The following is a 19,609-nucleotide window of genomic DNA, read 5'->3' on the forward strand; positions in this document are numbered from 1 at the left end:
ATACGAAACCCGGGCCTGGCAAATTGCCAGGCCTTTTCGTTCATCACCCCTGCGTGAAGCGGGAGGTGACCTCGCCCTGCCTTGCTGTTGGCCTCCGGCTTACGCAGTCCTGGTCTGAAGGCTTGCCTCGGCGGTCCGGGCGAGCAGTTCGGCTGCGGTCGTAAGGATGGCGTCGTTGAAGTTGTATTCCGGCTGGTGCAGGCCGGCGCTGGTGGTGCCGTTGCCGATCCAGGCGTAGGCGCCGGGGCGTTCGGTGAGGAAGATGGCGAAATCGTCGCCGGCCATCGAGGGTGGGCAGGATGTGAGCTGCTGCGAACCCAGCGTCGTTGCGACGTCGCGCATGATCTGTGCCTCGCGGGGGCTGTTGACGACGGGGGGAAAGTCGGGGCCGTCGAGGGTGAATTCGGCGGTGACGCCGCTCATCTCGGCGGTGGCGCGCACGGCGTTTTCGAGCCGCGTGCGGATATGGGCGAGCATGTCGAGCGAGAAGCCGCGATAGGTGCCGCGCAGCCGCGCTTCCTTGGGAATGACGTTCTGCGCCATGCCGGCATGGAACGAGCCGACCGTGACCACGGCCGATTGCAGCGGATCGACGGTGCGCGAGACGATCTGTTGCAGGCCCGTGAGGAAATAGCCGCCGGCGAGGATGGGGTCGGCGCTCAAATGCGGCATCGCGCCGTGCGCGCCATCGGCCCGGAAGACCACCTCGAATTCGTTCGAACCGGCCATGACCGGGCCGTCGGCGACCGAGACCGCGCCTTCGGCCAGTCCCGGCCAGTTGTGGAACGAGAAGATGCTGTCGAAGGGAAAACGCGCGAGCAGGCCGTCGTCCAGCATTGGCTGCGCGCCGCCATAACGTTCCTCGGCGGGCTGGAACACCAGCAGCACGCGGCCGGCAAAATTCCGGGTCGCGGCGAGATAGGCGGCGGCACCCAGGAGTGCTGCGGTGTGCCCGTCATGCCCGCAGGCATGCATGCAGCCAGGATGGCGCGACGCGTAGGAGAGCCCCGTCGCCTCCTGGATCGGCAGCGCATCCATGTCCGCCCGAAGGGCTACCGGCGGCCCCTCCGCCTTGCCGGCGATCTCGGCGACCACGCCATAGCCGCCGATATTCTCGTGGGGGACGAGCCCCAGCGCGCGCAGCTCCGCAGCGACGAGCCTTGAGGTCTCGATCTCCTGGCGGGACAGTTCCGGCATGGCATGGAGTTTCTGGCGCAGCGCCGTCAGGCGCGGCAGTTCGGTGGCGAGGAAGCCGGCGGCGGTTGCGTTGGACATCAGAGGATGCCCTTCAGCACCGGAATGCTGACATTGCCGCCACAGACGACGATCGCGACCGGGCCTTCGATGAGGCCGCGCTCCGCCTTGATGGCGGCCGCGATGGCAACGCCCGCGGCGCCCTCGCAGAGCATGTGGTGATGCTCGACGAAAAGCTTCATCGCCCGCGCGATCTCCGCCTCGGAGACGTCGATCCAGTGATCGACCAGGTCGCGGCAGGGCGCAAAGGTGATGGTGTCCGGCTCCACGCCGCCCGCCGTGCCGTCCGAAAGCGTATCGTCGGAATCGAGATCCAGCACGCGCCCGGCCACGACCGAGGCGGCCATGACGCGGGAGGCCTGCGGCGAGCAGCCGACGATCTTCACCTGTGGGGCTGCGGCCTTGAGATAGGTCGCGATGCCGGCGATCAGCCCGCCGCCGCCGACGGAGGCGATGACGGTGCGCACATCCGGCAGTTGGCGCAGGATTTCCACCCCGAGCGTGCCTTGGCCGGCCATCACGTCGATATCGTTATAGGGCGGCACATAGACGCCGCCTTCGGCCTCGGCGAACGCCCGCGCATGGGCTTCCGTGACCGCGGAATCGGTGCCGTGGAAGCGCACTTCCGCGCCGAGCCGGCGGATGGCGGCAACCTTTGCCTCGGAGGCATTTTCCGGAACGAAGACGATGCCTTCGCCGCCGACCTGCCTCAGCGCGAAGGCCACGGCCGCCCCGTGGTTTCCCGACGAGGCGGTGACGACCCGCGTGGTCGCGGCGGCGCTCCCAAGCGACAGGATCTTGTTCAGCGCACCCCGCAGCTTGAACGAACCCGTATGCTGGAGGTTTTCCAGCTTGAGATGCACGTCGAGGCCGATCGTCTTCGACAGATAGGGCGAGGCTTCGAGATAGGTCTCCCGCACGAACGGCCGGATGCGCGTTTCGGCGTTCCGGATGGCATCGATTGCAGTGGTGGTTTCCATGGCTGCCGCCCTCAAACTGGTGTGGACTGAATGTCCATGTAACACAATGCGTCCACGATAGGAGCGGCGTTTTCGGGGAAAGTCAAGCGGCGTGGATGAAATTTCTATTCTGGACAAATTTGTCCACGAATGGCAGTGTCGCGGTGAAATGTGAGGCCAAAGACGTGAACCAGCAACTTGAGAGTTACGCCCGGATCTGCGACGCCGTCGCCCTGCTCTTCCAGCCGTTTGCCGAGGTCGTGCTGCATGATCTGGCGACCGAGACGGTCGTCTATCTGGCGGGCAATTTCTCCAAGCGGGAAATCGGAGAACCGTCTTTGCTGCACGAGATCGATTTCCAGCCGGACGAACGCCTGATCGGGCCTTACGAGAAGGTGAACTGGGACGGCCGGTCGATCAAGGCGATCAGCGTCGTGCTCGCGGACCATCTCGGAAAACCCGCCGCGGTGCTCTGCATCAATGTCGACCTGTCGGATTTCCACTCGGTGATGCGCACGCTTTCGACGCTGATCCGGCTGCCGGAGGACAAGGCCAAGCCCGCAAGCCTCTTCAAGGAGGACTGGCACGAGCGGATCAACGAATATATCCAGCAATGGACCCATGCCCGCGGCATCCGCATCACCGACATGACCCGCCAGCAGAAGCGTGAACTCGTCGTGGCGCTCTCCTCCGACGGCGCGTTTTCCGCGCGCAATTCGGCGCCCTACATTTCCCGTGTGCTGGGGCTCGGCCGCGCCACCGTCTACAAATATCTCAATGAAGGCAATGCATGATGATCAGCCTCACGCTGGACGACCTCAAGCGCCTGCCGATTGCGGACTTCGCCGTCGATGCCATCCGCGACGCCTATGTCGCGATCGTCGACGGGCGGGCGAACATCCCCCCGGTCGGCTATCTGCGGCTCGAAGCGCAGAATGCCGACTGCCACATCAAATACGGCTATATCGCGGGCGACGATGTCTTCGTCGTGAAGATCGCCTCCGGCTTCTACGACAACCCGCGCCGCGGGCTGCCATCGAGCAACGGCATGATGATCGCCATCTCCTCGGAAACCGGCCAGGTGGTGGCCACGCTCTATGACGAGGGCTGGCTGACCGACCTCCGGACCGGTTTCGGCGGCGCCATCGCGACGCTGGCGCTCTGCCGGCGCGACAGCCGGTCCATCGCGATCGTCGGATCGGGCACGCAGGCCCGCCAGCAGATCAGGGCGCTGTCCGCCATCGCGCAGCATCCGCTCACCTTCCGAAACTGGGGCCGCGACGGCGCCAGGGCGGCGACCTTCGCCAGCGAGATGACGGCCGAAGGCTTCCCGGTCAAAGCAGAGCCGGACCTTGCGGCGCTGTGCGCAACGTCGGATGCGATCATCACCACGACGCCGTCGGCCGCGCCGATCGTCATGGCTGAGTGGATCCGGCCCGGCACCCATATCACAGCGCTCGGCGCCGACGCCCCCGGCAAGCAGGAACTGCACCTCGACCTCCTGTCGCGCGCTGCAGTGATCGCTATCGATCACCGCGCGCAATGCGCCGACCATGGCGAGATCGCGACGGCGGTCGCGGCCGGCCTGCTCGACCCGTCCGGATGCCCGGAACTCGGCGCCATCCTCAACGGATCGCAGCCGGGGCGGACCGCCGACACGCAGATCACGATCGCCGACCTTACGGGCGTCGCGACGCAGGATATCGCCATCGTCCGCGCGGCTCTTCAAGCGCTGAAACAGGCATCGCCCTGAAGCTCAGGCGGCTGCGACATAGGTGCGGGGACGGAGGCTCTTGTAGCTCTTGGAATAGGTCTTGGCCCAGAAGAACTTGAACCAGGTGGTCAAGGCGGCTTTCGAGGGAAACCAGAATTCGCCGTAGTTGGGATCCATGAACAGCGCATCGGAACCGTCGTACCAGGCGCTGACGGCATGCCCGCCGCCGGCGCCCGAATTGGTCTTTTTCAGGCTGATCATCTTGTAGCCGTTGACCGAGGTGATCAGGGCTGCCGCCTGGTCCGTCGTGCCGGCCGTCAACGGCATGTAGACGTTCGGCAGTTGCCCGCCCGATATCGACTTGTTGCGCAGCTGCACGCCGAACTTCTTCATGAAGTTGTCGAAATAGATGAGCTGGTTGCCGGACGACTGGTGGTGCTCGACGACGATATTGGTGGCCGCACCCGTGTTCAGCCCGCCGTCGTTGAACAGGTAGTCCCAGACGGACCGTCCCTTGGTGAAGGCGCTGCCGCCCTTCTTGTCCTGCATGGCATGGAACACCACCCAGAAGGCGCACATGGTCATGCAGACGCCACCCATCGGCTGGCCGTTTCGCAGGACCATCTTGTACATCTTGCCCTGGCTGGGATCGTCCGTCTCGATGACCTTGAAGGCGTTGGCCTGGCTGAAATCGTAGGCCCTGAAGCCGCCCACGGTCTTGGCGAATGCATCAAGCGCGTCACTGGTCGGGCTCTTACCCATGTTCAGTTCCCCCGTTGCCGTTGAGTTTCCGAATAGCCGTGCCCCTGCACGCTCCGCGCGAATGGTTGCACACCCGCTCCCGCAGCACAATGAGCGCTGACGGCAGCAAAGCAAAAACCTGTATGCGATGGTAACCAGGTTCTTCCCGGCGGCTTGTGGGGACAATCGGGGAGGGCTGGCAGCGGCGTTTCAACGCCTCGGCCAGGACCTCACTTCATCTGGTATTTCTTCGGCGCGATGCCGAACTGTTTGCTGAAAGCGCGGGTGAAGGCGGAGATTTCGGAATAGCCGACCTGCTGGGCGACCTCGCTCACCGACATCTGGCGGTTGACGAGCAGGTCGCGCGCCTTCTGCAGGCGCCAGTCGCGCCAGTAGGCCTCGACGGAGGTGCCGTAGACCTCCTTGAAGGTGGTGACGAGCTTGGTGCGGTTCATCCCGACACGCCGCGCGATATCGGCAAGCGAATCCTTCGAGGCGGGGTTCGACGTGAGATAGCTCGCCACCGCCTCGACCTTGCGATGGTCGCCGTCGCCGCAGAACGAGCGTTTCTGGTTGGCCTGGTCGACCAGCGACTGGTAGATGGTCGACAGCAGTTCCAGATATTTGGAGCGCACGAAGGCGCGGCGCACGCCGCCGGAAAAATTGCAGGCCAGCACGTCGTTGACCGCATGGTACATCTGCGTCGTCAGCGGTATCGAGGCGTGATAGACCCGGTCCACGCGCCCCGCCTTCAGCCAGAAGAGTTCGTCGGGAATGCGCGATTCCGTCGTTTCGAGCATTCTCAGCAAGGCCTCCGGCTTGAACCAGAGACAGGCGATCTTGTATTGCCCGTCGAGCCGCGACATGCGGTCGATCACCGATTTCGCCGGATAGCGCGTGATCGTGCATTCGTAGCGCTCCTGCTCGACCACTTCCTGCCCGAGCACGTTTTCGCAAATGGCAGAGTCCAGACAGAGGGTGAAGTGGATCCAGTCCTCGTCGCCGACGGTCTGGACGTGGTGGCGCACATTGGGCAGCGGGAAGGGACTGCCGAAGCCGGCAAAGGCGAGCACGTCCGGCTCGAACTGGATCAGGTCCTGGCGGAATGGGCCGCCGTCGACATGGGTGCGCACCACCATCCCGCGGTCGTCGTCATAGTAGCGTCCGGCCGGCTCCGGCTCGACGCCATAGTAGGTTTGCGCCGTTTTCCGATCGAAAAGCATCTCATAGTCGATACGCGATGACAGATCGATAACGCGTTCCATTCGTAACCCTTCGACGCATTGGCAGTTCGGGAGGTTTGACGTCGGGCGCCTCGCGCAGCCCGTTCGTCATGTTTTCATCATGATTGCCGGTGCCCGGCCGAATCGCAAGGCCTTTTGCCGCACGCGGCGACAAAAGACGGTTGGCGGGTTGCCGTGCTGGTGTAACGGCACGACCGCCGGTTGCTGCCCTGCACAAATCCGTTGCTGCAATCCTGCCGTTGCGACAAAAAAGACGTACGCGGTGTCAAGCCGGGAGTGCCGTGCGGCTGCTAACGTTGCTGCAATTGGAAGGGGACGGCGGTCGGGAAAGCCGCCGCTCTCCTCCGGCAGATCAACGATAAAGGGAACCTATCCATGATTACACGTCGCGAATTGCTTGCGAGTGCGGGTGCTGCCGTTGCGGTGGCGGGCCTTGCCTCGATTGCCGGGCCTGCCGCAGCGCAGGCGAAGAAGACCGTGGTCCTCGCCTCGATGGGTCCGGTGACCGGGAACTGGGACCCGACATCGCACACCACGCTCGGCCAGTCCAACTTCGAAAAGTTCGTGTTCAGCCATCTGACCCGCTGCCAGATGGAGGAGGGCAAGGTTCCCGAGCTGGAGCCGGATCTCGCGGTGAGCTGGCAGCTCATCGACGCCAACACGCTGGAATTCAAGCTGCGCGACGGCGTGAAGTTCCATGACGGCAAGGATTTCGGCGCCGAGGACGTCAAGGCGACGATGGAATATGCCTCCAACCCGGAACGGCCGGCCGCCTCCTTCTATCCGGGTCGCGTCGATGTCGAGGTCGTGGACCGCCTGACCGTGCGCCTCAGCACCGCCAAATACGGCTATCCGGCCTCGGCCTACTGGTTCATCTCCAGCTTCCTGCCGATCCTGTCGGCCAAGGACGTCGCCGATCCCGCGACGCTGCAGAAGCGTCCGAACGGCACCAATGCCTTCAAATATGTCGAGACGGTCGGCGATCGTAGCATGCTGGCGGCCAATGACGCCTATTACGGCGGCCGGCCGAAGATTGACGAGATCGTCTATGCCTATGTGCCGGATGCCAATACCCGCCTGCTCGGCCTGATGAACGGCGAATACCAGATCGCCGAGCGCCTGGAGCCCGAGCAATATGCCACGCTCGCCGGCAACGACGCCATCGTCGGGCATCGCGGCCTCTCCACCGAGAACAAGTACCTGCACTTCCGCTGCAACAAGGCGCCCTTCGACGATCCGCGCATCCGGCTTGCCGCCTGCCATGCGATCGACCGCGAGCAGATCCTCATGCTGATGGGCGACGCCGCCTCGGCGACGAGCTGCTTCATCTCGCCGATGAAGTTCGGCTTCAAGGATATCGAGACCTATCCGAAATACGACCCGGAGGAATGCCAGCGCCTTTTGGCGGAAGCCGGCTTCCCGAACGGCGAGGGCCTGCCGCCGCTCGAATATATTACCTCGATCGGCTTCTACCCGAAGACCAAGGAATATGGCGAGATCATCACCGCGATGATGGCCGAGCAGGGCTTCAACGTGCAGCTGACGGTGCTGGAACCGGCGGCCTGGGAACAGGCGATCTACCGTGCCGCCGACGGGCAGGGCCAGGGCCATATGTGCGACGTGGGCTGGATGACCGGCTCGCCGGAGCCCGACCTGGTGCTGCGCCCGAACTGGCATTCGAAGGCGGCGCTCATCACCGGCGTCAACGATCCGGAGATCGACGCCGTGCTCGACGAGGAGCGGGGTGCCGCGACGCCGGAAGAGCGCCTGAAGATCCTTCAGGAAAAGGTCTTCCCGCTGATGGCGCAGAAATCGCCGAGCTTCTCGCTGTTTTCCGCCGTCAACTTCCACGGCGCGGCGAAGGGCCTTCAGGGTGCCTATTACTTCCCGAACGGTCCCATCGATCTCAGCAAGGCGGACCTGGTCTAAAGCATTTCCAGCCGAAGCGGCATCGCTTCGGCGTCGGATAATGCGGCAGACTGTAACGGCATCGCGGGGTACCCTACATGCTCTTTGCTCTCGATTTCTTCATGCGAAGAATAGCGCAGGGTCTCATCATCGTTCTCCTCGTGGCACTGCTCATCTTCACCTTGTTGAGGGTAGTGCCGGGAGACCCCGTGCGCATCATGCTGGGGCCGATGGTGTCGCCATCGGTCGCAGAACAGACGGCCAAGGAAATGGGGCTGCGCGACCCGGTGCTCGTGCAGTTCGGCCGCTATGTCGGGCAGATCGCCCAGGGCGATTTCGGGCGTTCGTTCGTGCGCAGCGCCCAGGGCGCCAGCACCGGCGGCACCCGCGCCGCCGATACGTTCAACGCCGCCAACCGGGCGTCGGTCATCGGGCTCATCGCGACGGCAGTGCCCTACAGCCTGCTGCTCGCCGGCCTCGCCTTCGTCTTTGCGCTCGCGCTGGCGGTGCCGATCGGCATCTATGCGGGGCTGCGGTCGGGCAAGTGGCCGGATCGCTTCGCGCTCTACCTAAGTTCGATCTTCGTCTCGCTGCCCAATATCTGGCTGGCGCTGGTGCTGATCTTCCTCGTCTCGGCGAAGGCCGGCTGGCTGCCGGCGATCGGCTACAAGGGCTTCAGCTACGCCATATTGCCGGCGATCGTGCTGGCGGTGGAACTGGCGCCAGTCTTCATCCGCTCGATCGCGGTGTCGGTCAGCGGCAACCTGATGGAGGCCTATGTCTCCGTCGGCCAGATCCGCGGCCTGTCACGGTCTCGCATGATCGTCTTCCACGTCTTCCGCAATTCGCTGATCCCGCTTCTCAACACGCTCGGCATCCAGGCCGTCGGCGTGCTGCTCGGCAGCCTGTTCCTCATCGAATACGTGTTCAACTTCCCGGGCGTGGGCCTCCTGATGATCAACGCGGTGTTCCAGCGCGATTTCCCGATCATCCAGGCGATTTCCATCCTCGCCTGCGTGGTCCTCGTCGTCGTCAACATCCTCGTCGACTTCGCCGCCACCACCATTGACAGAAGGCTGCAGTACTGATGGCTATCGGAACGGATATCGATCCCGCCGGAACGGCCGTCGCAAGAAAGCGCGGCCCCGGCACCAGCCTCTTCGCAAAGGCATGGCGCACCGCCGATTTCAAGATCGGCTTCGCCATCGTGCTCGGGCTGCTGCTCCTGTCGGTGATCGGCCCCTATCTCCTCAACCTGTCGCCGACGCAGTTCAACGTCAGCAAGAAGTTCCTCGAACCCGGGCTTCTCGACGGCGCGAACATGCCCTACCTCTTCGGCACGGACCAGCTCGGGCGCGACCTGTTCTCGCGCTCGCTGATCGGCCTGCGCAACGCGCTCTTCATCGGCGTCGTCAGCGTCATCGGCATGTTCATCGTCGGCTCGGCGATCGGCATGATCGCCGGCTATGTCGGCGGATGGGTCGGCCTGGTGCTGATGCGGCTCACCGATGCGCAGATGTCCATCCCCGTGGTCATCCTGGCGATCACCATTCTCGGCGTCACGCGGCCGACGCCGCTGACCATCATCCTCGTCTTCATCCTCGCCGGCTGGCCGGCCTATGCCCGTGTCGCCCGCAGCGTCACGCTGTCCGAGCGGCGGCGGGAATATGTGCGGGCGGCAAAGATCCTCGGTGCATCGGACCTCCGGATCCTGCTCGTGCATATCGCGCCGAACATCCTGCCGCCGATCGCCTTCGTCGCCGTGCTGGATGTGGCGAAGATGATGATCTTCGAGGCGGCCCTCGGCTTCATCGGCATCGGCGTGCAGCCGCCGACGCCCACCTTCGGCACGATCATCGCCGACGGCACGAAATACCTCATGAACGCCTGGTGGATCACCACCGTGCCCGGCCTGCTGCTGGCCCTCTCGCTGTGCGGCATCAATTTCATGGGTGGGGCACTGGAACGTTCGCGCAACAAGATTCTGCAGGGGGTCGAATGAACACGTCCTCGAAAATCCTGGATGTCCAGGGCCTTTCCGTCGATCTGCTTCTGGGCTCCGGCGCAAGGCGGCCGGTGCTCCGGGACGTTTCCCTCAGCATCGAGGAAAACCGCGTGCTTGGCATCATCGGCGAAAGCGGCTCCGGCAAGACCGTGCTGTCGCGCGCGCTGATCAACTGGGTCGCCAGGCCGCTGGAAATCACCGGCGGCAAGATTCTCTATCGCGGCGAAGATCTCGTCACGCTGCCGCAGCGGCAGATGCAGGCGCTGCGCGGCCGCAAGATCGCCTATATCGGCTCCGATCCCGGCAGCGCGCTCGACCCGACCATCCCGATCGGCCACCAGATCGTGGAGAAGCTGAAAGCCGTCGAGCCGGGCATCAGCACGGCCGATGCGGCGCGCCGGGTCGTGCGCACGCTCGATGCGGTGCGGATCCCCTCGGCGGCGCAGCGCTTCCAGGAATTCCCGTTCCAGTTCTCGGGCGGCATGATGCAGCGCGTGATGATCGTCGATGCGCTCGTCACCCAGCCGGATCTGCTGGTGGCCGACAACATCACCCAGCCGCTCGACGTGACGGTGGCGGCGCAGATCCTGCGCCTGCTGAAGGATCTCCAGCGCGATTTCAACACGGCGATCCTCTTCGTCTCGTCGTCGCTCGGCACCCTGCATGACATCGCCGACGAGGTGCTGGTCCTGTCGGCGGGTCAGGTGGTGGAACACCAGCCTTTCGCAAACTTGCTCGCCGCGCCAAAACATCCCTATACGGCGAACCTCATCTCGGACCTGCCGAAAATCTGGGAGGCCGACACGCGCAACACCGGCGCCTCGATTGCCGACAAGATTTCCGACAGCGAGGTGGTGCTGTCCGTGCGCGACATCAGCCGCGTCTACAGCACCAAGGACCCGACGAAACTGTTCGGCAAGCAGCATGTGCATGCCGTGCGCGGCGTGTCCTTCGATGTGCACAAGGGCGACAGCCTCGGCATCGTCGGCGAATCCGGCTGCGGCAAGTCCTCGCTCTCGCGGCTGCTCAGCCTGCTCGAACTGCCCAATACCGGGCAGATCCTGTTCAAAGGCAAGGATATCGCGCGGCTCAATGCCAAGGGCCAGCTCGACCTGCGCAAGCGCTTCCAGCTTCTGCTGCAGGACCCGTTCAACGCCATCCCGCCGCATTTCACCATCGGCCGCACGATCGCCGAACCGCTGAGGATCCACGGCATGGCGGGCAGCGCGATCCGCCCGAAGGTAGAGCAGGTCATGCAGGAAATCGGCCTGTCGCTGGATCTGCACGACAAGCTGCCGGTGGGTCTCAGCGCCGGCCAGCGCCAGCGGGTGAACATCGCGCGCGCCATGGTGCTCGATCCGGAACTGCTGATCCTCGACGAGACGCTGTCGGCGCTCGACCAGGTGGAGCAGACGAAGCTTCTGGCGCTCTTCGAGAAATTGCAGCGCGAGCGCGGCATCACGCTCCTCTACATTTCGCACGATCTCGGCATGGTGCGGCGGGTCTGCAACCGCGTCGCGGTGATGTATCTCGGCCGCGTCGTCGAGCTTTCCGACAATCAGACGACCTTCTTCAATCCCGGCCATCCCTATACGCGGGCGCTCCTCAGCGCCGTGCCGTCGATCGAGGCGCGGCCCTACGACCCGGAAAAATACCTTCTCGAAGGCGAGCCGCCGAACCCGATCAACATCCCGCCGGGATGCAGCTTCCGGACGCGCTGTCCCTTCGCGATCGAGAAATGCGCAACCATCGATCCGGTGCTGACACCGCGCGAGGGGCAAGCCTTCGCTGCCTGTCACCTGGCGAAAATCGTCGAAGCGGCGTGACGGATAATCCAGAGGTCTACAGCAAATGAGTGCCTTGAAAGAATTTGATTATATCGTGGTGGGATCGGGCAGCGCCGGTTGCCCGCTGACCGCCCGGCTTCTCGAAAAGAAGAATTCCGTGCTGCTGGTCGAGGCCGGCAAGAAGGAACGTCTGAACCTCACCCATATCCCCGCAGCGCTCGTGCACACGATCGGCAACAAGCGCTACGACTGGGACTTCCAGACCGAGCCGGACCCGACCCGCGACAACCTGGTGGAAAAATGGCCGCGCGGCCGCGTGCCCGGCGGCTCGTCGGCCATCAACGGCATGATCTTCATTCGCGGCGCGGCGAAGGACTACGACGCCTGGGAAGCCATGGGCAACAAAGGCTGGGGCTGGAATTCGGTGCTGCCCTATTTCCGCAAGATGGAGACCGCCGACAACGACAAGGACAATGCGCTGCGCGGCGGCCTCGGCCCCCAGCGCGTCTCAGCCTTGCGCTGGAAACATCCGGTCTCCGAGGCCTTCCTCGACAGTTTCGTCAATGCCGGCGTGCCGCTCAATCCCGACCTCAACGGCGCCTCCCATGAGGGCGTCGCCTGGAACCAGGGCTCGACGCGCGAGGGCAAGCGGCATTCGGCCTGGGAGGCCTTCATCAAGCCGAAGCTCGGCAATCCGGACCTCACCTTCGTCGACGGCACGATCGTCGAGACCATCCTGTTCGAAGGCCGACGCGCTGTTGGTATCCGGGCGATCAAGGACGGAACGCGCGTCACCTTCAAGGCGCGCAAGGGCGTCGTGCTTTCGGCCGGCTCGATAAACTCACCGCAGATTCTCATGCTATCGGGCATCGGCGATCCGGCGCAGCTAAAGCGCCACGGCATCGAGCCGATCGTCGAAAGCCCGGATGTCGGGCGCAACCTCATGGAACATCCCGGCCTCTACGTGCTGGCCGAGATGAACGTGACGACGGCCAACAGCCTGGCGACGCCGATCAACGGCGTGAAGACGCTCGCCGAATGGGTTTTCCGGCGCAAGGGCTTCATGAGCGTGCCGACGGCGCAGGTGCTCGCCTTCCTGAAATCCGATCCGTCCTTCGAGGAGCCGGACCTGCAATTCCACCTCTTCCCCTTCGGCTGGGTGAAGAAGAAGGGCCGCTATACGGTTCCGAACCGCAAGCTGACCACCATCCTGGTCAACATCAACCACCCCAAGAGCATGGGCCACCTGGAGCTCCGCTCGAAGGACCCGCTGGCGCCGGTGGCCATCTATCCGCGCCTGCTCGACCACCCGGACGATTTCGACGGCGTCAGGCGCGGCCTTGCCTGGGTGCGCAAGATCGCCTCGACGGCGCCCTTCGGGTCGCAGGTCATCAACCTCATCGACGTGCCGGACCCGAGCGCGGGTGCGGCGGCCGACGAGGCCTATATCCGCAAATCGACCGTGCCCTTCCTGCATCCGGTGGGCACCTGCCGCATGGGCATCGACGCGCGCGCGGTCCTGACGCCGGACCTGAAGGTCCGCGGCGCCGACAACCTCTGGGTCGCCGATGCCTCGATCTTCCCGCGCCACATTGCGGGCAACACCAATGCCACATCGATCATGATCGGTGAGAGGGCCTCAGACCTTATAGAACCCTGACAATCTAACCCCACCACAGTCCGGGCGCTGGTCCGGACACCGAACTTCTCCACCTTGCCCGCGCCTGCGCGGGGGCGAGACACCCTTCCTATAACTTCGAACAGGCTGAGCGCGACATGGTACATTTCACTGGAAACTTCATTGGCGGCCGTCGACAGGAACCACTGGGCGCGGAGCGCATCGAGGTCCGCTCGCCCTATGACGGCGCGCTCGTCGGCTCGGCGCCGCTGGCCTCGCGGGCGGATGTCGACCTTGCCGTGGCCACGGCCCGCGACGCCTTCGACAAGGGCGCCTGGCCCCGCCTGACGCCGGCCGAGCGCATCGCGGTGCTGCGCCGCTTCTTCGATCTCTACGAGGCGAAAGCGGAGGAATTCGCGCAGTTCGTCTCGCGCGAGATGGGCGCGCCGCTCTGGTATACGCGGGCCATCCAGACGCTGATCCGCGACCAGAGCCTCGCCTATTTCAAGGCGGCGGGAGAATATCCCTGGGAGGCGACGCGGGATGGTTTTCCCGAAGCGAAAACCCTCTGGATGCGCGCGCCGGTCGGCGTCGTCGCCGCCGTCATTCCGTGGAATGCGCCGCACCAGGTCGCGCTCGTCAAGCTCTATCCGGCGCTGCTGGCCGGCTGCACGGTCATCCTGAAGCTTGCACCGGAAACCGCGCTCAGCGGCCAGTTCCTCGGCGAACTCTTTGCCGAAGCCGGCGTGCCGGAGGGCGTGGTCAGCATCCTCGTGGCGGACCGCGAGGTCAGCGAACATCTCGTCAGCCATCCGGGCGTCGACAAGATCGGCTTTACCGGGTCGAGCGCCGTCGGCAAGCGCATCGCGCATATCGCCAGCGACCGGCTCGCGCGCTTTAGCCTGGAGCTCGGCGGCAAGTCGGCGGCGATCGTGCTGCCGGATGCCGATATCGACAGCACCGTCAGCGCGCTGCGCTACCGCTCCTTCCCCAACAACGGCCAGGTCTGCGTCGCGCAGACGCGCATCCTTGTGTCCGAAGGCCAGCATGACCAGTTCGTCGATGCGCTGGTGGGCGAGGTCTCGAAAATGGTCGTCGGCAATCCGTCAGACGAGCAGACCTTCATCGGCCCGCTCGTCTCCGAGCGCCAGCGCAAGCGGGTGGACGACTATATCGCGCTCGGCATCGAGGAGGGCGCTTCGGTTGCGATCGGCGGCCACGGCATGCCTGACGGCATCAACCACGGCTCCTTCATCCGGCCGACCGTCTTCACCGGCGTGACGAACACCATGCGGATCGCGCGCGAGGAAATCTTCGGCCCGGTCGTCAGTGTCATCCGCTACCGGGACATCGACGAGGCGGTGGAGATCGCCGGCGATTCCGAATACGGCCTCGCCGGTTCCGTCTGGACGCGCGATGTGCCGGCGGCACTCGACATCGCCCGCAAGGTGCGCACCGGCGGCCTGTCGATCAATGGCGCGGCGGCCGACCTGATGGCGCCCTTCGGCGGCTTCAAGCAGAGCGGCATCGGCCGCGAGTTCGGCGCCGAGGGCATCAACCATTACATCGAGCACAAGACGATCAGCTTCTGACCGCAGTCAGCAAATCCGGAGGTTACGCCCATGCCGCTCAACAAGGACATCGCCCCGATGCTGGAGGAAATCGTGGCGTGGCGGCATGATTTCCATAGGCATCCGGAATTGCAGTACGAGGTGCACCGCACGGCCGGCATCGTCGCCGAGAAGCTTGCCGAATTCGGCTGCGATGAGGTGGTGAGCGGCATCGGGCGGACCGGTGTCGTCGGTCTCATCCATGGCTCGGCCGGCGCCGGCGGACCCGTGATCGGCCTTCGGGCCGACATGGACGCGCTGCCGATCATGGAGGAGACCGGCTGCAGCTATGCCTCGCAGACCGCCGGCCTGATGCATGCCTGCGGCCATGACGGGCATACGGCGATGCTGCTGGGTGCTGCGAAATACCTCGCCGCAACACGGCGATTTGCCGGAAGCGTCGCGGTGATCTTCCAGCCGGCCGAGGAGGGCGGCGGCGGCGCGAACGAGATGGTGAAGGACGGGCTGCTGGACCGCTTCGGCATCACCCAGGTCTACGGCATGCACAATATGCCGGGCCTTGCCGCCGGCACGTTCGGCATGCGCACCGGCCCCATCATGGCCGCGGCCGACCGTTTCCGCATCGAGATCGACGGTCGCGGCGGCCATGCCGCCCGCCCGCACGATTGCATCGATCCCATTCTCGTCGGCGCGCAGATCGTCAGCGCCGCCCACTCGATCGTTGCGCGCAATGTCGATCCGCTGAACAGCGCCGTCCTCTCCTTCGGCGCCTTCAATGCGGGGTTCACGGACAATGTGATCCCGAACGTCGCGCTGCTGAAGGGCACGGTGCGCACCTTGAACGGGGCGGTGCAGGACCTGATGGAGCGGCGGCTCGGCGAGGTGGTGGACCTGACGGCGAGGACCTTCGGGGCGACCGCGCGGCTGCACTATCTGCGCGACTACCCGGTGACCGTGAACGCGGACGCCAATGTCGACATCGCCTTTGCCGCCGCCGCCGCGGTGGCGGGCGCCGAGAATGTCGATCGCGACGTGGCGCCGATGATGGGCAGCGAGGACTTCGCCTTCATGCTGCAAAAACGCCCCGGCGCCTACATCTTCCTCGGCCAGGGCAAAACCGCCGGCCTCCACCACCCGAAATACGATTTCAACGACGACGTCATCCCCGCCGGCGTGAGCTACTGGATCGAACTGGCCTCATCGTCCGCGGGCGCGCTTTGAGGCTAGACCTCCGGCGGAAGGTCGAGCTTGCAGATACCGGCGAGGAGGCGGGCGACGGAGGCGTCGTCATCCGCCCCCATTCCCGCGGCCTCGCACATCAGGAACAGTTGCAGCGCCGTGCCGGCCATCGAGGCGGGAAACTTGTTGGCGCGCGCCATGTCGGAGACGATGCCGAGATCCTTGGTGAAGATCGAGACGCTGCTTTTCGGGCTGTAGTCGCCGGCAAGAACATGCGGGATTCGATTTTCGAACATCCAACTGTTTCCGGCGGATTTGGTGATGACCTCGAAGACCTTGGCGATGTCGAGGCCGAGCGACTTGGCAAAGGTGATCGCCTCGCAGGCGGCGGCGATGTGAATGCCGGCGAGGTGCTGGTTGACCATCTTGAACGAGGAGCCGATGCCGACATCCGCACCGAGGTCGTAGACGGTTTCGGCGATAGCCTTCAGCGCGGGTGCCGCGGCATCGAAGGCCTGCTTCGGGCCGGAGGCCATCACCGTCAGTTTTCCCGCGGCCGCCTTTTCCGCGCCGCCGCTGATCGGGGCGTCGAGATAGAGGATGCCGTATTCGCCGGCGCGCGCCGCGAAAGCCTTCGCCCGTTCGGGCGCGATGGTGGCGCAGCAAACCACGACGGAGCCCGGCTTCATGGCTGGGACGGCGCCGTCTTCGCCGAACAGGACGGCCTCCACCTGCGCCGCATTCACCACGACGACGATGACGATATCCGCCGCGCCGGCCGCCTCTGCGGGCGTGCGATGGGTCGCTACCCCGTCGCGTTGCATCGCCTGCAATGCTTTCGCGTTGACATCCGTCCCGGCCGTCGGGATCCCGCTGCGATGCAGCGCGCGCGCCATGCCGGCACCCATCGATCCCAGCCCGATCACGGCGGCGCTTCGACGATCATCCATTGCGGCAACTCCTGTGGTTTCAAAGCGTGACGTTCAGCGTTTTCGTCCAGGTGAGCCCGTCATCCGTGCCGCCGCGCGGCTTGTATTCGCAGCCGACCCAGCCGTCGTAGCCGAGGCGGTCGAGTTCGGCGAAGGCGTGGGCATAGTGGACCTCTCCCTCGTCGGGTTCCGCCCGGCTCGGCACGGCGGCGATCTGCACATGGCCGATGAGGGGGAGGTAGGTTTCGAGCTTGCGGAAGATGTCTCCCTCGGAAACGCCGACATGGTAGATGTCGAACATGATCCTGACGTTCGGCGCACCGACCTCGGCGATGATGTCCGCCTTTTCGGCGATCGTGGAATAGAAGTAGCCGGGCTTGTCGCGCTGGTTGATGCCTTCCAGCAGGAGCGTCATTGCGGGCGCCAGGGCGGCGGCCTTGCGCAGGTTTTCGACAAGCGTGCTGCGGCCTTGCGCCTTCTGATCGGCCGCGACGACACCCGCCATCACATGGATGGCCGAGGCACCGGCAGTTTCGCCCCAGGCAAGGCATTGCCGAAAGCCCGTCTCGAAATCCGCCTCGCGGCCGGGCAGGGCGCCCAGCCCGAAATCGCCGTCCTGGGTGCGGCCAAGCGGCGTGTTGATGCCGAGAAGCTGGAGGCCGTGCTCGGCGCAGCGTTGCTTCACGCTGCCGGCGGGCACGTCATAGGGCCAGTGCAGCTCCACCGCGCGAAAGCCGGCCCTGGCGGCGGCGTCGATGCGGTCGAGCAGGGGTCTGTCCGGCCAGAGGAAGCCGAGATTGGCGGAAAATTTCGGCATGGTTCACCGCAGCTTGAAGGTGGCGTTGAGATCGTCGACGGCGGCCTTGGACAGGTGCCTCACCGGCAGGCCGCGCGTTAGAATTGCGAGCCGTGCGGCCTCCTCCAACTCCTCGATGGCAAAGACCGTGGCATCGAGCGTCGCGCCGGAGACGATCGGCCCGTGGTTTTCGAGGAGGGCCGCACTGTGCTCGGCGACGATCCGCGCGATGAGCGGCCTGACCTCCGCCGCGCCCGGCCGTGTATAGGGCACGACCGGAACCCGGCCGACGCGCATCACCACATAGGGCGTGATGGCCGGGATGGCGTCTTCGGGATCGGTATCCGACAGGCAGGAGAGGACGGTGGCATAGGTCGAATGCAGATGGACCACGGCGCCGCAGGCGCGGCCCTCGTAGAAGGCGAAATGCAGGGGCAGTTCCTTCGTCGGCGGGTCGCCGGAAAGGTGGGTGCCGTTCGCATCGAGCTTCGACAGGCGGTCCGGATCGAGGAAGCCGAGGCAGGAATTCGTCGGGGTGGCGATGAAACCATCTTCCACGCGGGCGGAGATGTTTCCGGACGAGCCGGCGGTCAGCCCGCGCTCGAACAGCGACTTTCCCCATCGGACGATAGTGTCGCGCACGCTTGCTTCGTTCATGGCTGTCCCACCCGGCCGAGCGCCTTTTCGAAGAAGTCCACCGTGCCGAAGTTTCCGCTTTTGAGCGCCAGCCCGAGCGGGCCGTTGCGCTCGCCGACGAGCACGGGAACGCCCGGATCGATCTCGCGGCCCACCTGCATGCTCGACAGGTCGAGCGCCTCCACGACGGCGCCCGAGGTCTCGCCCCCGCCGACGACGATGCGGCGGGTGCCCGTATCGGCGAGATGACGGGCGAGGGTGGCGAAGAAGTCCTCGATCTTCGCCGCGACGGCCGCGCGGCCGAAACGCGCCTGCGCCTCGGCAACCGTGTCTTCGGCGGCGGTGGAATAGACGATGGGCGTTTGTGCGCTCTGCTCCCCGATCCAGCGCGCGACACCGTCGACGGTTGTCTCGCCGCGTATGAGGGCCGACGGGTCTATGGCCAGGGAGGGGTGGTTTGCCGCGTAGACGGCAACCTGCTGCTGCGAGGCCGTGGAGCAGGAACCGCACAACACGATGCCCGGCCCGCGCACGGCCGGCAATTCCCGGGGTGTTGCGGAGAGCTTGCCCTGGGCGCGGAAATTGCGTGGCAGGCCCTGCGCGATGCCGGAACCGCCGGTGACCAGCCTGTGCCCGGCGATGGCGGCGCCGATCGTCATCAGGTCGTCGTCGTCGATGGCATCCGTGACGACCAGCCGGCGGCCGGCCTGCGCGTTGAGGGCAAAGGCGGCCTTCACGGCATCGACGCCGGAGCGAATGGTGTCGAGCGGGACGCCGCCCACCTCGCCGGCGGTCTGGAGGGACAGCCAGCGGCGGATGTCGGGATCGGTCATCGGCGTCAGGGGATGATGCCGCATGCCCGTTTCGGACAGGAGGCGATCGCCGACGAAGAGATGGCCCATGAAGATGCGCCGGCCTGCGCCCGGAAAGGCCGGGCAGACCACCGCCGTGCCGCCGCCCAGCAGGTCGAGCAGCGCTTCGGCGACCGGGCCGATATTGCCCTGCGGCGTGGAATCGAAGGTCGAGCAGTATTTGAAGACGAGCTGCTCGCAGCCCTGGTCCAGCAGCCAGCGCGCCGCGGCAAGGGATTGCGAGACGGCATCGGCCGCGGGAATGGAGCGTGTCTTGAGCGCGACGACGCCCGCTTCGCAATCCGCCGCCTCATGGCCGATGCCGGAAAACTGCACGGTCGACATGCCGCCCTTTGCCAGCGTGTTGGCCAGGTCGCTCGCGCCGGTGAAATCGTCTGCAATGGCGCCCAGCAGCAT

The 19,609-nt window shown here is 65.2% G+C and carries 17 protein-coding genes; 9 read left to right on the plus strand and 8 right to left on the minus strand.

Annotated features, from left to right (window positions below; translation table 11 throughout):
- Nucleotides 1-99: 99 nt before the first annotated feature.
- Nucleotides 100-1,275, minus strand: a complete 1,176-nt coding sequence (locus tag AC1RWL_RS29010) for a M20 metallopeptidase family protein (protein WP_493096972.1) — start codon at nt 1,273-1,275, stop codon at nt 100-102.
- On the minus strand, nt 1,275-2,234 hold the full coding sequence (locus AC1RWL_RS29015; protein ID WP_493096971.1) for a threonine/serine dehydratase: 960 nt from the start codon (nt 2,232-2,234) through the stop codon (nt 1,275-1,277). The genes AC1RWL_RS29010 and AC1RWL_RS29015 overlap by 1 nt, the downstream gene beginning before the upstream one ends.
- Before the next feature lie 164 nt (nt 2,235-2,398).
- On the opposite strand from AC1RWL_RS29015, the gene AC1RWL_RS29020 reads away from it, so the two are divergent.
- Nucleotides 2,399-3,007 (plus strand): helix-turn-helix transcriptional regulator, encoded by a 609-nt coding sequence (locus tag AC1RWL_RS29020; RefSeq protein WP_493096970.1) that lies wholly within the window; start codon nt 2,399-2,401, stop codon nt 3,005-3,007.
- Nucleotides 3,004-3,966, plus strand: coding sequence for an ornithine cyclodeaminase family protein (locus AC1RWL_RS29025; protein ID WP_493096969.1), 963 nt, complete (start codon nt 3,004-3,006; stop codon nt 3,964-3,966). Before AC1RWL_RS29020 ends, AC1RWL_RS29025 begins: the two co-directional genes overlap by 4 nt.
- A 3-nt stretch (nt 3,967-3,969) precedes the next feature.
- On the opposite strand, the gene AC1RWL_RS29030 is transcribed toward AC1RWL_RS29025, so the two are convergent.
- Together AC1RWL_RS29030 and AC1RWL_RS29035 are read right to left on the minus strand one after the other, a co-directional pair.
- Nucleotides 3,970-4,689 (minus strand): YopT-type cysteine protease domain-containing protein, encoded by a 720-nt coding sequence (locus AC1RWL_RS29030; protein ID WP_439629399.1) that lies wholly within the window; start codon nt 4,687-4,689, stop codon nt 3,970-3,972.
- A gap of 209 nt (nt 4,690-4,898) precedes the next feature.
- The gene (locus AC1RWL_RS29035; RefSeq protein ID WP_493096968.1) at nt 4,899-5,933 is read right to left on the minus strand and encodes a helix-turn-helix transcriptional regulator; all 1,035 of its coding nucleotides are present in this window, start codon (nt 5,931-5,933) and stop codon (nt 4,899-4,901) included.
- Between the two features lie 354 nt (nt 5,934-6,287).
- Here AC1RWL_RS29035 and AC1RWL_RS29040 point away from each other — a divergent pair, with 354 nt between their 5' ends.
- The 7 genes from AC1RWL_RS29040 (at nt 6,288) to AC1RWL_RS29070 (ending at nt 16,022) form a co-directional block, all read left to right on the plus strand.
- On the plus strand, nt 6,288-7,841 hold the full coding sequence (locus AC1RWL_RS29040; protein ID WP_256119186.1) for an ABC transporter substrate-binding protein: 1,554 nt from the start codon (nt 6,288-6,290) through the stop codon (nt 7,839-7,841).
- A gap of 77 nt (nt 7,842-7,918) precedes the next feature.
- Nucleotides 7,919-8,908 (plus strand): ABC transporter permease, encoded by a 990-nt coding sequence (locus AC1RWL_RS29045; RefSeq protein ID WP_130520143.1) that lies wholly within the window; start codon nt 7,919-7,921, stop codon nt 8,906-8,908.
- The gene (locus AC1RWL_RS29050; protein WP_256119187.1) at nt 8,908-9,822 is read left to right on the plus strand and encodes an ABC transporter permease; all 915 of its coding nucleotides are present in this window, start codon (nt 8,908-8,910) and stop codon (nt 9,820-9,822) included. Before AC1RWL_RS29045 ends, AC1RWL_RS29050 begins: the two co-directional genes overlap by 1 nt.
- Entirely contained in the window at nt 9,819-11,651 is a 1,833-nt protein-coding gene (locus AC1RWL_RS29055) for a dipeptide ABC transporter ATP-binding protein (protein ID WP_493096967.1), read from the plus strand. Before AC1RWL_RS29050 ends, AC1RWL_RS29055 begins: the two co-directional genes overlap by 4 nt.
- A 34-nt stretch (nt 11,652-11,685) precedes the next feature.
- The gene (locus AC1RWL_RS29060) at nt 11,686-13,272 is read left to right on the plus strand and encodes a GMC family oxidoreductase (protein WP_493096966.1); all 1,587 of its coding nucleotides are present in this window, start codon (nt 11,686-11,688) and stop codon (nt 13,270-13,272) included.
- A gap of 116 nt (nt 13,273-13,388) precedes the next feature.
- Nucleotides 13,389-14,822, plus strand: a complete 1,434-nt coding sequence (locus AC1RWL_RS29065) for an aldehyde dehydrogenase (RefSeq protein ID WP_493096965.1) — start codon at nt 13,389-13,391, stop codon at nt 14,820-14,822.
- A gap of 30 nt (nt 14,823-14,852) precedes the next feature.
- Entirely contained in the window at nt 14,853-16,022 is a 1,170-nt protein-coding gene (locus tag AC1RWL_RS29070; RefSeq protein ID WP_493096964.1) for a M20 aminoacylase family protein, read from the plus strand.
- A gap of 2 nt (nt 16,023-16,024) precedes the next feature.
- Here AC1RWL_RS29070 and ltnD read toward each other — a convergent pair whose 3' ends face one another.
- The 4 genes from ltnD to otnK are packed head-to-tail and all read right to left on the minus strand — an operon-like array spanning nt 16,025 to nt 19,609.
- Nucleotides 16,025-16,930 (minus strand): L-threonate dehydrogenase, encoded by a 906-nt coding sequence (ltnD, locus tag AC1RWL_RS29075; RefSeq protein ID WP_493096963.1) that lies wholly within the window; start codon nt 16,928-16,930, stop codon nt 16,025-16,027.
- Nucleotides 16,931-16,949: 19 nt separating this feature from the next.
- A complete protein-coding gene (locus tag AC1RWL_RS29080) occupies nt 16,950-17,726 on the minus strand; it encodes a hydroxypyruvate isomerase family protein (protein WP_493096962.1) in 777 nt (258 codons plus the stop codon).
- Between the two features lie 3 nt (nt 17,727-17,729).
- On the minus strand, nt 17,730-18,362 hold the full coding sequence (gene otnC / locus AC1RWL_RS29085) for a 3-oxo-tetronate 4-phosphate decarboxylase (protein ID WP_493096961.1): 633 nt from the start codon (nt 18,360-18,362) through the stop codon (nt 17,730-17,732).
- Nucleotides 18,359-19,609 carry a 3-oxo-tetronate kinase gene (gene otnK, locus AC1RWL_RS29090; protein WP_493096960.1) on the minus strand — a complete coding sequence of 417 codons (1,251 nt, stop codon included), beginning with the start codon at nt 19,607-19,609 and terminating at the stop codon, nt 18,359-18,361. Before otnK ends, otnC begins: the two co-directional genes overlap by 4 nt.

This window comes from Shinella sp. GW821-FHT10F02, assembly GCF_058809275.1.

Bases quoted from the DNA above. Each gene is read 5' to 3' on its own strand.
- AC1RWL_RS29045 (WP_130520143.1), top strand. From the start codon at position 7,919: ATGCTCTTTGCTCTCGATTTCTTCATGCGAAGAATAGCGCAGGGTCTC.
- AC1RWL_RS29010 (WP_493096972.1), bottom strand. From the start codon at position 1,275: ATGTCCAACGCAACCGCCGCCGGCTTCCTCGCCACCGAACTGCCGCGC.
- AC1RWL_RS29080 (WP_493096962.1), bottom strand. From the start codon at position 17,726: ATGCCGAAATTTTCCGCCAATCTCGGCTTCCTCTGGCCGGACAGACCC.
- AC1RWL_RS29055 (WP_493096967.1), top strand. From the start codon at position 9,819: ATGAACACGTCCTCGAAAATCCTGGATGTCCAGGGCCTTTCCGTCGAT.
- AC1RWL_RS29025 (WP_493096969.1), top strand. From the start codon at position 3,004: ATGATGATCAGCCTCACGCTGGACGACCTCAAGCGCCTGCCGATTGCG.
- AC1RWL_RS29040 (WP_256119186.1), top strand. From the start codon at position 6,288: ATGATTACACGTCGCGAATTGCTTGCGAGTGCGGGTGCTGCCGTTGCG.
- otnK (WP_493096960.1), bottom strand. From the start codon at position 19,609: ATGCTGCTGGGCGCCATTGCAGACGATTTCACCGGCGCGAGCGACCTG.
- ltnD (WP_493096963.1), bottom strand. From the start codon at position 16,930: ATGGATGATCGTCGAAGCGCCGCCGTGATCGGGCTGGGATCGATGGGT.
- AC1RWL_RS29035 (WP_493096968.1), bottom strand. From the start codon at position 5,933: ATGGAACGCGTTATCGATCTGTCATCGCGTATCGACTATGAGATGCTT.
- otnC (WP_493096961.1), bottom strand. From the start codon at position 18,362: ATGAACGAAGCAAGCGTGCGCGACACTATCGTCCGATGGGGAAAGTCG.
- AC1RWL_RS29070 (WP_493096964.1), top strand. From the start codon at position 14,853: ATGCCGCTCAACAAGGACATCGCCCCGATGCTGGAGGAAATCGTGGCG.
- AC1RWL_RS29050 (WP_256119187.1), top strand. From the start codon at position 8,908: ATGGCTATCGGAACGGATATCGATCCCGCCGGAACGGCCGTCGCAAGA.
- AC1RWL_RS29015 (WP_493096971.1), bottom strand. From the start codon at position 2,234: ATGGAAACCACCACTGCAATCGATGCCATCCGGAACGCCGAAACGCGC.
- AC1RWL_RS29030 (WP_439629399.1), bottom strand. From the start codon at position 4,689: ATGGGTAAGAGCCCGACCAGTGACGCGCTTGATGCATTCGCCAAGACC.
- AC1RWL_RS29065 (WP_493096965.1), top strand. From the start codon at position 13,389: ATGGTACATTTCACTGGAAACTTCATTGGCGGCCGTCGACAGGAACCA.